Raw genomic sequence first — 16,203 nt, 5'->3', positions numbered from 1 at the left:
TCCGCGCATTGGCTACGACGCACCGCCGGTTGGGATATGGTTGGCAACGGCGTTTCGCTTCAAACTGTTCGCGATAATCTAGGCTATGAATCAGCAACAAGTGCTTTCAATCTTTACTTGTACCCCAGAAGTCCTCAAGTGCACCCTTTGCCCGACGACCGCTATAACGAGACGACCAGGCTACACAAAATCCGATGGGAAGTCGCTAACCCGGACACGGACAGGACGGATCGCTGACCTGATACCGTCACGCATTCCGTCGCAACTATAGAGGTCGCTGTTCCCGGACAGCCGACGGCTGATCGTCTTACGGTGGTCTACCGAGCGGACGTCTGAATTACAACTTAGCCACTACAACACACGGTTTGTCGAGGCCATTCTGAAATGTCCGCTTTCCGGCTAAGTTGAAATGTCCAGGTTTGGGGGGTGTTTCTAACGCTTTTTGTCTTACACATTGTTGAAGGACGACGCCTGAACTGGCAGGGCGCTTACGTCTGCGTCGACCACCTTTGCAGACCGACGGCCAGGTTTGCGTGGTTGTTGCGTTTGCCGCTGCTGCGACTGTTCCAGAATCACACCATTGATATCGGCCTGCGTGAACTCGCGTTGCTTCTTCTTGCCTGGCGAGCGGCTTTGAACCCTCGTTGCGACGCCCAGGTGGGTTCGCGAAGGCGCTTTGCCGATCCGGCTGTTATCGCGTTGAGCCTGGATCACCTGCGAGACCTGAAGCACGTGACCCAGCCGCTTATGCTCAACAACCGCGCCCTGGTCAACTTCGGTCAGCCGGTCGTACTGTCTGCATGACAGTGCGCGACCATCGGCGCGGAGTTCGATACGCCCGTCCGGGTACTCCCACACCCCGATATACCGGCCGATCAGTTTGCGGTGCCCGGGCGTGTCGTCCAGCAGATACGTGACGCGGTCATACCGCACAGTCAACGACTTGCTCACCTTGCGCGGCTCGCGCCACGTGAACACCAGATCAAGATGCTCGTCAGCCCTGAGTGGGCGGTGAGCATCGAAGCCGCTCTTCGGTGGCTTCGCGAAGCGCACGTTGTAATTTGCCATGAAGGCAGGCGCATACGCATTGGCTTCGGCAGCCGTGCTGATGCCACGCAACCGCAATTCTTTTACAAGCCGGTCCTGCAACGTCAGGTGGGCCCGTTCGACGCGCCCCTTGGCGGGGCTACTGTTCGCGCAGAACGTGTCGATGTTCAGCTCGTACATCGCCCGGCCGAAATGGGTCACGCTGCTGCCATCCCTGTTCGCACCGGTCTTGCGAAACACGCTGTACTTGTCGCTGTAGAACGCGACGGGCTTGCCGTGGCGTTCAATGTACGCGCGCGTCGCTTCGAAGTAGCTGAAGGTCAACTCGGTGGCTGTGAAATGCAGCATCATCAGCTGGCTCGTTGCATCGTCGACGTACACCAGCAGCGAGCAGGCCGGCGCCCGTTCCTCGAACCACCGGTGATCGCTGCCATCGATCTGGATCAGCTCGCCCAGACACGCGCGCCGCGCGCGTGGCTGGTAGACCTTCGGTGGTCGCTGCCGGCGGGGAACCCAGAGACCTGCATCCGTCATCAGGCGCCTGACCGTCTCCTTGGCAAGCCGGATGCCGTGACATTCGTACAGCTTCTCGCAGGCCAGCGTGGGCCCGAAATCGGCATAGCGCTCACGGATGATCGAGAGTGCCCGATCAGCCGTCACCGCGTCCAGCTGGTTGTTGCTGGGCTTCGAGCGCCGACGCGACACGAGACCTTCCGGTCCATGTTCGCGCAACCGTCCAACGAGACGGCGAACCTGCCGCGTCGTCAGCCTGAGCCGTTCCGCCGCGCGCCAGGGCTTGAGCCTGCCGTCGGCGACGTCCTGAATGACCTTGAACCTGTCCAGTTCGCGCATCGTCATCGTTATCCGTTCGGTCGCAGCCATGGAAGCCTCCCGCGCCGAAACGCCGGCGGCCGGTCAGCTTACGCTGCGAAAAAGCGGACATTTGAACTTGGCTAAAAGCGGACATTACAACTTAGCCTCTACAACGGTTGCCGGTGATAATTAAGATTATGTAAAATTAAGGATTCCTACATAAAATTTTTTGAGATCTTTGTCCGTTACGGCAAATTTGTTCCAGAAAATAAAGCAAATTTGTTCTTGGTTGGCTGTCAGCTCCGCCTTCCTATTACTTGCAGCGCCGAGAACTAATTTTTTGAATTTTGGGCAGTAAGTTTAGCAAAATCCTGCAATGCAGCCGTTTTTCAATTTTGGAGGCTGCCGATGAAGTCCCTTGTGCTGACCGCCGATGCCGCACCGCGCACCAAACACTCAAACTACCTGGAGCCGCCGTTTGTACCTCGCAGTTCGAGACGCCAGAGTTCGTGCGCGTTTAGACGATTGCGAGATTATGGACATCTTCGGCCGGGAACAGTCCAAGGCCTGCGATAGCGGCGCGTGCCGCAGCCGGATCGTCCGCGAAGAAAACCACAGCGAGATGCTTTCCAGCGCGCGAGCAACATACGTAAAGCAGGCGCCGTGTGCGGTCAAGAGTTGTCTCCTTGCCGTCACGCAGGTTGGTTTGGTCCGTATCGGACGGTGGCGTAATTCCGAAAAGTTTCCCATATGAGAACTGGTTGTGGCGGCCTTCCTCGTCGTCGAGAACCGTCAGAACGCGGCTGAACTCGGCCCCCTTGACTCCCTGATGCGTCGCAAATGGCGACTGCTCCTCAATGTAGGTCCGGTAGCCCCAGAGCTCCTTCATTGGATGGTGCAAAAGCTTCTGCAGCGCAGCCACGTCGCCCGAGCCGGTAGGCGGAATGGCTGCGTCGTATTCGGCCATCGCCGTCAGGAGACGATCATCCAGCCTGAACATCTTGCCATCTCGGAGATGTCTCAGTGCCTCGAACGCAGCGACTGCTGAGTTCGGGCTGCATGCCGCGGCGAGGGTCCGCACCCGTTCGTCTAGGTCCTTCAGGATCATCGCCAAAGCATTCGCGCGCGCGTGTTCTCGTTGAAGAGACGGCGCGAAGCGGCGCAACAGATTCATCACTTGGAATTGATCGTCAGCCGCGCTGGCCAAGACCAGCGGCATCACAAACTTCAGAAACGGCTGTACCGACCAATGCGAGCCATCGTCGAAGCCATCCTTCAGCCCTTCAGACGTTTTGTCGTGGAAGGTCTCGTAGAGATTGCCAAAGCCGAGCCGACTGGCGGCCATGCGGTGCGCGATTACCAACACCTTCACGTCGGCTTCCGGCTCATCGCTGAGCCAGAGGGGATCGGCATGGCGATCAGCTAGCCATTGGCGAACGGCGGCCAACCGCCCGCTTCGGTCATCCTTAGGAACGACGAGAAGTTGCGCGGTGCCTTGAACAGGCTTTCGCTCTCCTCCAACCAATTCAGTCTTTCCGCCCTTCTGCGTCAGACCGTCCGCGCCGGCCCTGATGTTGTTTATCACATTCAGAACTGCTATCGGGCATCGGAAGTTTTCCGGCTTTTCGATGGGTTTCCATCCTGCGAGAGGTTCAATTGCGCCCGCGCCCGTGGTGTAAATCTTCTGCATCGGATCGCCGATGAAGCCGAGGCAGAACTTAGAACCGAGCACTTCCGATATTGCCTTGAATGCGTCGACCACGTCGGGGGCCGTATCCTGGCTCTCGTCGACGAAAATGAACGGGAATTTCTGACCGACAACCCTCGCGATGAGGGGTTGGGACCGGATGAGCTCGGTCGACAGTCTGATCACATCATCATGCCCTAAGATCCCTTTGGGATAGTCAGTACCAACGCCGTAGGTAAATCGATCAACAGAGACGATCTTCACCTTCAGCTCTTCGTAGCGCTGTATGTCGGCCGCAGCCTGATCCCGAGTTTTCTGCTGAGTCCGGTTCGTGAAGGCGGCAATCTTCCCTTTCGTGTCGGCGATCTTCTGATCTAGCCGACGACCTACCCAGTTTGCGATGTCTGCCTGAAAAGGCTTGAGCGCGGTCCAGAGAAAGCTGTGAATGGTCGACACGTGGAAGAGCGGATCGTTCCCGACATCGCCCCATATCTCACCGACCGCAACCTCAGTGTAGGTGATGCAGGCGATCTTCTTTGCTCGTCGGCTAAGGTACGGGCCGCGTGTTTTTCGCAGATGATCAAGTGCCTTGACGATCGAAGTGGTTTTCCCCGAGCCCGCGCCCGCGACCATGACGAAGCCGGTCGAAGCGTCAGCGTCAAGAAGTGCCCGAAGCTCGATATCGGCCGGCGTATCCGGCTTGCCCGCACGGCTCGTCATACCGACGCCTCGATCGCGACGTGCGTCATGAGCCAGTCTAGGCCCTCTTGGATGTAGGCAGGGACAATCCACCCGGGATCACTGCTAGCAAGAAGTCCGAGCGCAAAGCTCGTTTTCTTGAAGCTTTCGCTCTTCACTCGCTTGTGGATTTTCGCGGCAAGATCTTCAAGTGACATCGTAAGCGATTTGGCCCAGCGGAGCCCGACCTCGTGGTGCTCTTTCTTTTGGCACCAGGCGAGATTTTCATAGGCGAATGCCTCCTCAAGCGTACGACTCTTGAGCTCGAGCGTGATCGCACCCCACGTCGCATTCACGGGGAGTTGATATGCAACCATGACGTGTGCCCCGCCCTCTGCAGTGGGGGCCTGAAGTCTGGCACCGATTGGTGCAGCCAGAAGTTCGTCGACGAGTGACTTGCCGGGAAGCCACTGCCTCAGCGTCTGGTTCGCCGTGATTGCGCCAGGCGTGTCAGCGGGACATTTCGACCTTGGCTTGGGCTTTTTTTCACCTGCTGCGCCGTGCCCATCATCGTCGTCATCGTCTTCGTCGGTGTCCTCCGCCGCTTCGGCGGCCGCACCATCTCCTGCTACAGATTCCCCTTCCTTTTTCGGCAATGCCGGATGGACGCTGTCGAGGTCGGTCACGATCAAGGTCGGCAGTCCGATGAACTCGATTAGCTTGCGGAAGCGATAGGCAAAAGCGCCGCCCACTTCGAGGATGCTCAGATAGGCCGCTTCGAGCTCTTTGGCACCGTGCTCGATCATGAGTGGTAGGACGAGACGCTCAACGTTCCCTTCAACCAGAATGGCCGCGTCCGCGAAAAAGAGGTCGCAATGCGTCAGCTTCATGTAGCGCTGGAGGAAATCCCGATCAGGCTCGTTCTGATCGTAAAAGACCGACAGGTTGAAAACGAGTGAACTCTGCTTCGCGCCTGTTTCCGGCGAGCGCCTGAAGTAGCGGATCGGCCGGAAGCCACGCTCATAGAGGATATGCGGTGAGTGCGTAGTGATCACAAATTGCGTCGCATAGCCGTCATCATCCGCGGCCGGGATCAGGTCGGTGAGCTTGCGTACGAATGCCTGTTGGAGCTGCGCATGCATGTGCGCCTCCGGCTCCTCGATAAAAATAAGGTGGATCGGCTGCCGCTTGTCTTCCTCCCCCTCCTCTGTCGTGGCCCAGCCCGAATGAAGGTCTAAGAGTTCAACGCCCATATAGATGAGGTTCTTGAACCCCAGCCCGTTATAGCTGTCGGGGAGCGCTAGCGCTTCCATGTCGGCGGTCGCTTCTTCAAGAAGATAGTGAACTTTCGCCTGCTGGTCGCTCATGAGACGCTCTAGCTTGAGGGCGGCACGGATCTCAAGGGTGGGATTTGCAAGGCCTGGATAGCCAAGCTTGCGGAGCGATTTGAATGTGTCGCTGAATACGTCCGCAAAATGTTTGGTGAGCTGGTCTTCGGAAAGTGCGAGGGCTCTAAGAGCGTTGTGATCGTCTTCCCGTTTCTTCTGGTTACGGGTGTAGAATCGGCTTAACCGTTTCGACAGGTCTTCCGTTCTTGCCTGAACGTTCCCGTCGCTGAGATGGCGCTGCGCGCTAAGGAAGTCGACTTTGATCAGCGAGTTAATGATAGAGTGTCCGGATCGCTCTGCATCAGCGATGATCTCCTTGGGCGTATAAGCTGTATCGGGAGCTTCTGCCTTGAGCTGCGCCTCATCCAGAATGAAATAGCGGAGGGCATACTCGTTCTTCAGCTCTTGGGAGAGGTAGTCGCGCATGTTACGCGGCCATGGCCGGTAGTCCTGTCCGTCCTTTTCCTTAGTCGTCCCAAACTTGGCTGCTTCGGCAGCCTTCGCCCTGTAATTAGCAAGTGTCTGGGCGGCATCCTTGGCTGAAAATTCGATCCGAAGCCCGACCAGCGATCCTTCCCAAGCGGCGCGCGGCAGCAATTCGACCACGCGATAGAGATTGTCTGCATCTACGCTGATCCAGACATCAAGAGACATGGACGGAAATTCAACCTTGGCGTCGACCGCATCTTCGGCAGGAAAGGTCTCAAAATCGGTCCAGCAGCCTGCCCAGAAGTCGTGAACTGTGAACTTGTCCTTGCCGCCCGAAAGGAACAACTCAATCGCGTGAGTGGCTGAAGTCTTCCCGCTATTATTGGCTCCGACGAAGATCGTCAGGTCGTCGGCGAAATCCATGCGTGCATCCTTCAATCTCCTGAAATTTTTGAACGCGAGAGAATGTAAGTGCATCTTGGTCATTGCCCCTGGCAGCATGGAATGTCGAGATTTTATACGGACTATCGTAAATGCAATACGCCAGCGCGCCGAAGCAGAGTTGTCATTCGATTTTTGCCGGTTAGTCGGGACGCCGTCGCGCCATCGGCGGCCCAATCGCGTCTCATTGCACTCAGCCGCCGCCAGACATGGAACCGGCGTTGACGAAAGCTCAGCAATCCGCCCGGGTCAACTGATGCGTAACAGATACTAATGGCTAAGTTTGTCACGAAAGATCGCTACCCCTGAACTGCTGGCAGCTGCAAAAATATTTGTTGGCGTGCAATCGAGGATTGCCTCGGGAAAGCGGCCAAAAGCCTTCACACGGACGGAGAACCTTGCGTTGGTGCGTTTGCGCTCTCACGTATACCGAAAGCCCCGGCGATCCGCCGCGCCCGTTTGACGCGATTGCCATGCAGAGAGATGGACGTCGTCGAGACCAATCCGTGCCGCAGGTCGTCGCGCTCCGTCGTGAGTTCTGCGCCGTGGGCGAGCGCGTGCGTCGCATCAATCCGCTGTCGACAAGCCGGTTCGAGACGTTTAGAAAAGCGGCAGCCGGGTGTCGGTGCCGTCGCCGGATCGCAGGAACAGCCGCCGAGGCAACGCGGACATCCGCCCAGCTTGGAGCGACATTCGCAGAGCCGCCCGCGGAGGCAAATCGCGCTAACTTCGGTTAAATGGACACCCCGGACGCCGCTTATCACGGCCAGGCCGCGCTGGCAGCAGGGACTCTCCCCCGTTCTCCCTTCGTTGCGCCGCTCTGCCCGGCCGTGACGCCGCCGGCCGGGTCCTGTGTGCGGCTTCCCGCGTCGGGCGTGCACAGGATCGCACCAGGGTTTATACTGAAGCCGTCTCCTCCATGTCTCCACATGGATTCCGGCCCGCCGCGCGCGGGCCTTTTTTTGTTAGCCGGGCGTCGGTGCGGGGCGACGGGGGCATCCCCCTCTTCTCCGGACTGATCAGGCAGATGCCGGACCCACTGCGGCCGCTCGGGACGCCGGAGATCAGGCACCGGGTATCAGAGTCCGGCAGTCGCCAGGTACCGCCACTTTAGTGACAAAAATTCGGCCATTGCCGACATTGGCACGGCTTGGGTTCTACGTCGGCAATGTGGCGGACTGCTGACGGTGGCGGCATCGAGCAACCCTACGGCAGCTTTCCGCATCAGCGAACTCACACTCCCGACCCGTTGCGGACATACATCCCCGCACCACCTCTATGGCAGCTTTCAGAGTGCAACGGCCGTTCACGCCGCACAGTCGGTCGGCATGTCATTGGCCATTGCGGACGTTCGTCGTTCGGGCGCCGTGCGGCGGCTGAAGGTTACTTTGCTGCCGCTGGCAATCAAGGGCCAACGACAGTCGGCTGCGACAGTATCCGAGTGAGTCGTACCGTCCGATGCTGTTGAAAAAGTCGCTGCGCCGCGTTTCCCATCTGCCACCGAAAAAATCGACCTCTCAGATCGGCCTACAAACCGCTCGACAACATCGGTCAAGGGTAAGAAGACCCTTGCAACCTCGCGAGAAAGACGGTCAGCGACTTTTCCAACAACACCGACCTGAAGCTGACCGTCGAAATACTTGGAGCCTAACCTACGGACCGACAGTTCGCTTCCGGTTGCAGACTCAGCCAGTGCTCGATTTCCTCCGACGCTGCGATCAGATCGTCGCAGGCTAGATGCTGCGGCATGCACAGGAACGAAGGGTCACGGACGACCATGGTGACGGGCATGTGCAGGATGGCTTGCGACGTCGCGCAGACTGCTGCGAGACGTGCGCGCAAGCTTGACGCATTGCGCACCCTGGCGGGGCCGCGCGTGCACGCCCCAGCGCCGACGTTCGCTCGGTCATTGCGAGTCCGTTCGGCGCTGGGCCATCTCACTGCGCCCGAACTTCGATGGAGACCCGCCGGTCCGGTTGCAGGCAAGCGATGAGCGACTTGCTGCCGCCGTCCCGACATTGCGTTGTCGAATCGCGGGAGCCCACGCCGGTTGCATGAATCAACTCACCGTTCAGTCCATGATCGATCATGTACTCCCTCACCGTCTGGGCACGCGCGAGAGATAGCGGCTGGTTGACTGCGTCCGGCCCAAGCCGGTCGGTATGGCCGACGACCGAAATGGACTGAACGCCACTGCGCTGCTTGATACGCGTCATGACCTGATCGAGACTGGCCGCTCCGCCCGGCAGCATTGAAGCGCGGCTTGATTTACCGAAGGCAAACAGCGCATCGCTTTGCAGCACGAACTGATCAACCGTTTGCGCCGCAGCTGCGACCGGCTGCGAGGCCGCTGCAGCCGGCGTAACCGTCGCGTCGCCACAGGCAAAGGTAAGCCGCCGCGTGACGTCGGTCTGGTCAGTGTCCGGCAGCAGGCGTCCGACTTTCTGCACCGGGCGAACCGGTTTGCCATGACAGATCCGCTCGGCGACCTTCATGCAGGTAGCCGGTCCTTCGAATATCCCGTGACATTCCACCTGATGAAGCGTGGAACCGTCGGCGGCCGTAACCGTATAAGCATTAAACGTCGGCCCCGAGGCACTCGAACATCCGGCAAGCAACACCAGGCTCAGCGATAAACTCCATCCAGAAAGCTGCTTCATTATGTTCTCCATACTGTTTTTTCGTACGCCCGGTTCGGCGCACGGTCAGGTTGTCCGCACTTGAGCGAAGGCGTCCGCGCCCTACCATTGCATGGCCGCGCCCATCCCGAAGGTTGTACCGCCGGGGCTCATGCCGACGCCTGCTTTCATCTTGATGTTCTCGGTGAGCCGAGCGGTTCCGCCCAACGCCACAGCCTGATAGCCACGGAAGCCTGCCGTGCCGATGCCAAATGACAAGGTCTTGTCCTTGTCGACCTCCGGAATCATCGTCAATGCGGTTGCCGCGGCGATGCCGGAATAGGCATTGCGCGCGACCGAATTGACGCCCGATTGCAGTTGGTCCACGCGCTGGTCGGTATAGGCATTGGCTTGCGCCAATCCGGCATTGAGCTGGTCCACGTTGACTGCGTCCGTCCCTTGCGTTCCCGCCGCCACATTCGCCACCTGCCGGGTGTCGTTGAGCGAGCCGACGGACACCACGTTGCTGCGGCCTCCATCCGAGCTGCCGGCCCCCAGCGCCACCGAGTTATTGCCGCTCGCGGCCGCGCCGACCCCGACAGCGGTCGCGCCCGTCGCGCTGGCTTGCGAACTGTTGCCGACCGCCGTGCTATTGGATGCCGATGCCGACGCGCCCTGCCCGCCCGCCGACGAATTCGAACCGGTGGAGGCCGGTGGCGTCGGCGTGCCCGGCGAGGACGAGAAGCTGCCGCCGTTGTTGGTGGTCCGCTGGTTGATCAGCGTGGTCAACTGGGTCGACACCGCGTCCAGTTGCGAGACATTCACGGCGTCGGTACCCGCCTTGCCGGCCGCGACACCGGTGATCTGCCGGTTGCCGATGTTGAGCTCACCCGCGGACGACTGCGGACTGCTCAATCCATACGCGATGTAGTTGCTCAACGCGCCAACCGTCGTCACCGATCCGGCACCCAGCGCAACGCTGTTTGCCATCGTCGCGCTCGCGCCGGAGCCCATTGCGATTGCATCGATGGCGCTGCTTTGCGCCCCCGAGCCGATCGCAACGCCGCCTGCGTTGGCGGCCTTTGCGTTCGCCCCTTGGGCGATCGACTGGGCGCCGCTTGCGATCGAGCCGCTGCCGAGCGCGATCGCATCGGCCTGCGCCGCATTCGAGCTCTCGCCGATCGCAACGCCGCCCGGCGCCGTGGCATCGACGACGGCGCCGTTGCCGATGCCCACGCCGTTGTCACCGTTGACTACGGTCGTCGGTCCAACGGCAATCGATTGCGCGCCGACCGCCAGCGAATCCGCGGCCGTCGAGTTCGCATGAAAGTACATCTGTCCGGACACGGCGAACGACGACAGCGCGCCCGCAAGCTGTCTGATCGTGACGGCGTCCTGCGCCTGCGTGCCGTCCGCGACGTTAGTCAGCTGGCGATAGGTGTTGCCGGCCGTGCTGCCCAAAGACACGGCGCCGAGCAAGGTTTGATCCGATGTGTTGAAGGGGATCGCATGGCTGCCGTTCGCAATCGAACCGATGCCGGACAGCACCGCGCGATCGGACACGGATCCCGAGCCGATCGCGACTCCGCCGGCCACCGAAGCGCTCGACAGCGCGCCTAATGCAAGCGCGTTGTTCGCCTGCGCGGCAGCGCCATTGCCGCCGGCAAAGCTGCTCACGCCGGCGGCCGTTGCCCCCACGCCCGCCGCCAGAGCATTGACGCCGGTGGCGCCGTCGTTGTTGTAGTTGCCGCCTTGTGTGCCGCCGTCGTTGACGCTGTAGTAGTGCGTCTTGCTGGCCGTAACTACCCCGGCGAGGTTGTCGACCGCCTGATCCGTCGCGTAAAGCTGCGAACCGTTCACCGCGTCGGTACTCGCCGCGTTCACCTGCCCGGCCGCTACGTTGGTCACCGTGCGCTCGTGACCCGCGCTACCAACGCTGACCGTGCTGGTCGGGGCAGTACCGGCGTACGTGTAGGCCGTGCCGTTGATCGTGCCGCCGGTCGTTGCCACCGCCGCAGCCGTGGTCGAGCCGCTGCCCAGCGCCACCGCGTTGGCGTCATTGGCCACCGCGCCCTGGCCCAGCGCCGTGCTATTGACGCCGCCGGCGGTGGCGGCTACGCCGGCCGCAAGCGCATTGATACCGGTGGCGCCGTCGTCGGCGTAGTTGGCACCCTGTGTACCGTTGTCGTTGACGCTGTAGTAATGCGTCTTGTTGGCGGTTACCGTCGCGGACAGACTGCTGACTGCCTGATCGGTCGCGTACAGTTGCGAACCGTTCACCGCGTCGGTACTCGCCGCGTTCACCTGCCCGGCCGCTACGTTGGTCACCGTGCGCTCGTGACCCGCGCTGCCCACGCTGACCGTGCTGGTCGGAGCCGTACCTGCATAGGTGTAGGCCGTGCCGTTGATGGTGACACCCGGCGTGGCCACCGCCGCAGCTGTTGTTGAACCGCTGCCCAGCGCCACGCTATTGGCGAATGTCGAGCTGGCACCGGCACCAAGCGCTACGGCGTCCGTGGCGCTGCTTTGCGCGCCGGAGCCGACCGCCACGCCGCCCTGGTTCGCGGCATTGGCGTTGGCGCCCTGCGCAATCGATTGCGCGCCGCTCGCGATCGCGCCGCTGCCAAGCGCCATTGCGTCGGCCGCGGCCGAATGCGATTGCTGGCCGATCGCAACACCGCCGGGCGCGGTTGCATCGACCACCGCTCCGTTGCCGACGCCTACGCCGTTGTCGCCATTGACGACAGTCGTCGGTCCAACCGCGATCGACTCCGCGCCCACGGCGAGCGAATCGGCCGCTGTCGAATTGGCGTGGAAATAGGTCGTGCCGGTCACCGAAAACGACGACAATGCGCCCGCCAGTTGCCTAACGGTGACCGCGTCTTGCGCCTGCGTGCCGTCGGCCACGTTGGTCAACTGCCGGTAGGCGGTGCTGCTGCCGACGGACACTGCGCCGAGCAAAGTCTCATCGGAGGTATTGAACGGAATCGCGTGGGAACCGTTGGCGATCGATCCCGCTCCGGGCAGAACCGTGCGATCTGAAACCGATCCCGAGCCGATCGCCACGCCGCCGACAACCGAAGCCGTCGCTTGCAGTCCGAATGCGTTTGCGTTGTTCGCCAGCGCCTGCGCACCATTGCCCAGCGCCGTGCTGCTCACGCCGGAAGCCAGAGCGCCGACACCCGCAGCCAGCGCGTTGACGCCGGTGGCGCCGTCGTCGGCATAGTTGGCACCTTGTGTGCCGCCGTCGTTGACGCTGTAGTAGTGCGTCTTGTTGGCGGTTACCGCCGTGGCAAGTGCGTCGACCGCCTGATCGGTTGAGTACAACTGCGAGCCGTTCACCGCGTCGGTACTCGAAGCGTTCAACTGGCCTGCGGCAACATTCGTCACGGTGCGTTCGGCGCCTGCCTTGCCGACGCTGACCGTGCTCGCCGGCGTCGTGCCGGCAAACGTGTACGCGGTCCCATTGATCGTCGCGCCTGGCGTCCCCACCGCGGCGGCAGTCGTGCTTCCCGCCCCCAGAGCCACCGCGCCGGCGTTGGAAACCGTGGCACCGGAGCCGATCGCCACGCCTTGCGTCGCCGCGGCCGACACCGTTGCGGCGTCGCCGAACGCGACCGAACCGGCATTGTTCGCTTGCGATGCATTGCCCAGCGCGACGGCGCCCTGGCCGCTCGCGGTATTGGCATTGCCAAGCGCCACCGCGCCCTGGCCGTTGGACGTATTGTTCGCGCCCATGGTTATCGCACCGGTCCCGATCGCCGAGTTCGGATCGCCGATAGCAACCGCGCCGTTACCGCTCGCGGTATTGCCCGCGCCGATCGACACCGCCTTGCCGCCGGTGGCGGTTGCCGTCTGACCGATCGCAATGGCGCCGGCCGTGTTCGCGATTGCCCCGGTGCCCTGAGCGATCGAATCGCCACCCGTGGCTTGAGCCCCGTTGCCCAACGCTATGTCGTTAGCTGTGGTCGGTGCGCCGTTTACGCCGGCCACCGCATTCAGGCCTTGGGCGATCGAATCGTTACCGTACGCATTGGCGACCGGTCCCACCGCGATCGCATCAGTGCCGGTGGGAACACTGTCAGCCAATACCGAATTGGTGTGGAAATATTTGATCCCGCCGCCATTGTTGATATTGGCAATCGCTGTGGTATTGGTCGACACCTGCTGGTTGGTGGCGAACAGCTGGGACCCATTCACCGCGTCCGTGCTTGTCGCGTTCAATGCGGCCGGCGCCATGTTGGTGATGGTCACCGGAGATCCGGCTCCCGCCCCGCCGGTCGCACCGAGCGTGATCTTCGTTCCGCCCGCCGCGTCGTACTTCACCGCGATATTGGCGGTGTTGTCGATATTCGTATTCAGCGCGGTCAACGCGCCGGCAACCGTCGTCTGCGGGTTGGGTCCGCTTACGGCTCCGGTAGCGCTGACGGTGTTGACCGGCTGGCTAAAGCCGGTGATATCGCCGGTCGTCGCGCTATAGCTGGCGCCGCCGCCCAATGTGCCAGCCGTAGACGCGCCGAGATTATTGACGCCGGTGACAACCGTGTTCAGTTGCGAGCCGTTGATCCCGTCGGTGCTGGTAGCCGAAATCACACCCGCTGCCACGTTCTGCAGTTGCCGCTCTTTGCCAGCGGAGCCGACCGACACCACGCCATTGGCCGCGTTCGCGATGCCGGCCGCGGTGCCGCCGTAAAGCGCAGTAGTGCCCGTATGGGGCGCTGCGGTCATACTGCCCGCGCCCAACGCGACGTCGTTCGCGTTGCTGGTCGATGCGCCGGCACCGAGTGCAATCGCATGGGTCTGGTTGGCCACCGCCGAATCGCCGAACGCCAGCGCGCTCGCGCCGTTCGCGGTGCTCGCGTTGCCCAGCGCGACCGCGCCTTGACCATTGGCAGTATTGCCGTTGCCCTGCGCTACCGCGCCGTCGCCCGTGGCGGTATTGTTCGCGCCCACGGCGACCGCGCCATTGCCGGTCGCGGTATTCGGATCGCCAATCGCGACTGCGCCGTTGCCGCTCGCGGTCTGCGCCTGACCAAGCGCGACTGCGCCCGTCCCACCGAGCACCTGGGAGTTATGGCCGCCGGCGAACGAACCCGCGCCGGCTGCCGCGGCGACGGTGCTGCCGTCGCCGATCGCAACCGTGGAGGCGGCGAGCGCTCTTGCAGCATTGCCGATGGCGGAAGCATTAGCCGCGTTTGCCGTTGCGGAGGTACCCATGGCGAGGGCATCTGTGCTGGCGCCCGTCAGCGCCGAATCGCCTATGGCGACGGACGAGGAGCCAGCCGAGCTTGCGCCGGAGCCGATCGCAATGGCGCGAATGCCCGACGCCGCGGCGCCCACCACCGTCGCCGGGGCAGACGCGCCGCCTTCCGCGACAGAATCCGCTCCGCCCAAAGCTATTGCATTAGCACCGCTCGCATTGGAGCCGTTCATCATGCCGAGCGCGTTGAGCCCTGAGGCGACGGCGCCAGCTCCCAAAGCCACGGCATTCTGTGCCGTCGCTTTGGACACTGTGCCGGCGGCGAGTGAAGAGGGACCGGACGCAGTCACGTCCGTGCCGACGCCAATCGCACCCGCCGCCGTTGCGCCCGTGCCGGCGACCGAACGCGGTCCGAGATACACGGCGTTGAGTCCGCTGGCAATGGACTGAAAACCGACAGCGACAGCATGCGTCCCGGAGGCCGCGGCGGTGTAGCCCACCCCGACCGCTGCAGGTCCGCTTGCCACGGCCTGGAAGCCAATCGCAGCGGCATAAGCGGCGTTAGAGGTCACATCAGTGCCAATCGCAATGGACCCCGTTCCCGTCGAACCGGTGCCCGCCGCAGTGCGCGCTCCCAGATAAACGGCGTTGGCGCCGGTGGCACTGGCTCCCGAACCAACGGCTATACCGTTGGTTTGCGAGCCTGTGGCTCCACTGCCCAATGCGACCACGCCTGAAGCGGCCGCGTTGGCACTCGAACCCATTGCAACGCTGTTGTCTCCGGTTGCTTTTGCCGTGGGGCCGACGGCAGTCGACACATTGCCGCTAGAAACGCTGTCCAGGCCAATGCCAATGGCCGACGTTCCACTAGCGACGACATCCGTTCCGATGCCAATCGCCGACTGCGCCGTCGCGCCGGTGCCCGCAGCTGTACGCGCGCCCATATAAATCGCGTTGGTAGCACTCGCAATGGCCTGAAAGCCGAGGGACAAGGCATTCAGTCCCGTACTGTTGGCGCCATAACCTACCGCAGTGGCTCCGCCTCCAGAGGCAGTGGACTGAAAGCCCACGCACGTGGTGCTGCCACTATAGAAGTTGTAGGGCGCCGCCGAACAGCTCACCTGCGCTTGCGCCTGCGCGGCCCATCCCCCGAAACCCATGAGCAACAGCACGGTGACGACACGCGATCCCGAACCATGCGACGCCGCAGCACCCTGCTCGCCGCAGCGTGCGCCGCATATGGAAGCAGCCGCTCCCGACTTTCCCTTGCCGCGCGACGCGTCCAACTCCGACGCGGCTACGAAGGCGCCCAGCGCCTTGTTCCAGATGGTCCGATATGCTTTGTTCATGTCGTTGCCTCACGAGGTAATTGAAATTCGAAATTCGCAAAACGCGAGCGTGTGCATGCATCCCAATTTATTCAGGATGCCTATTTATTATGTTTAAGCCGTCTCGTTGCGGCGCACGTTGCTTTAGCGTTGGAACTGCGGCAAGTTCCTTCCGCCCTCGATGAATCACGAATCTTGAGCGCGAGCGAATACCCACGCCCAAAATGCGATTCGCATGACTAATTAAAGATGAGGGTCAGTCAGATAGCCAGTTTTCGGCGAGCTGGCCGCTGAGACGTTTGACGAATGTCTGGGTTATGAAGGTCCGAAGGGCAGACGCAGAGGAAAGCCGATCGCGTGGCGGAGCGCCAATTGCCGGTCAGATTGATATGATTTCCTCGCCGAGGCAGCGCCCGACTCTGTTCCGACTGAGATACTCATCGTTACTGCCCCTCAGTAGCCTGTTGCAACGTTTCCTTGGTTCGTGGCATGACAACTAGTCTCGCGCCCGCTACACGCACCGTTTCTCTTTCTGGCAAGATCTTGAGCACTATGTGAGACGAAGGCCGCCAAG

5 protein-coding genes and 1 pseudogene are annotated in these 16,203 nt (G+C 61.7%); all 6 read right to left on the bottom strand.

The features are described 5' to 3' along the window. Positions 1 to 447: 447 nt before the first annotated feature. Positions 448 to 1,929, bottom strand: coding sequence for an ISNCY family transposase (locus OKW44_RS20125; RefSeq protein ID WP_429411169.1), 1,482 nt, complete (start codon positions 1,927 to 1,929; stop codon positions 448 to 450). A 448-nt stretch (positions 1,930 to 2,377) separates the two neighbouring features. Further along, the gene (locus tag OKW44_RS20120; protein ID WP_018417976.1) at positions 2,378 to 4,267 is read right to left on the bottom strand and encodes a UvrD-helicase domain-containing protein; all 1,890 of its coding nucleotides are present in this window, start codon (positions 4,265 to 4,267) and stop codon (positions 2,378 to 2,380) included. Beyond that, entirely contained in the window at positions 4,264 to 6,519 is a 2,256-nt protein-coding gene (locus tag OKW44_RS20115) for an ATP-dependent nuclease (RefSeq protein WP_051103748.1), read from the bottom strand. The genes OKW44_RS20120 and OKW44_RS20115 overlap by 4 nt, the downstream gene beginning before the upstream one ends. Positions 6,520 to 6,863: 344 nt before the next feature. Beyond that, a pseudogene (locus OKW44_RS20110) lies at positions 6,864 to 7,052 on the bottom strand (hypothetical protein); the annotation flags it as partial. A gap of 1,368 nt (positions 7,053 to 8,420) precedes the next feature. Then, on the bottom strand, positions 8,421 to 9,143 hold the full coding sequence (locus OKW44_RS20105; protein WP_035470081.1) for an OmpA family protein: 723 nt from the start codon (positions 9,141 to 9,143) through the stop codon (positions 8,421 to 8,423). 81 nt (positions 9,144 to 9,224) lie between these two features. Beyond that, the gene (locus OKW44_RS20100) at positions 9,225 to 15,650 is read right to left on the bottom strand and encodes an ESPR-type extended signal peptide-containing protein (protein ID WP_018417972.1); all 6,426 of its coding nucleotides are present in this window, start codon (positions 15,648 to 15,650) and stop codon (positions 9,225 to 9,227) included. Positions 15,651 to 16,203: the final 553 nt, after the last annotated feature.

It is taken from the genome of Paraburkholderia lebeckiae (assembly GCF_050436325.1).
Lineage (GTDB): Bacteria > Pseudomonadota > Gammaproteobacteria > Burkholderiales > Burkholderiaceae > Paraburkholderia > Paraburkholderia tuberum.
Note: the sequence above shows the minus strand (reverse complement) of the source record. Positions and strands in the feature narration are given on the sequence as shown.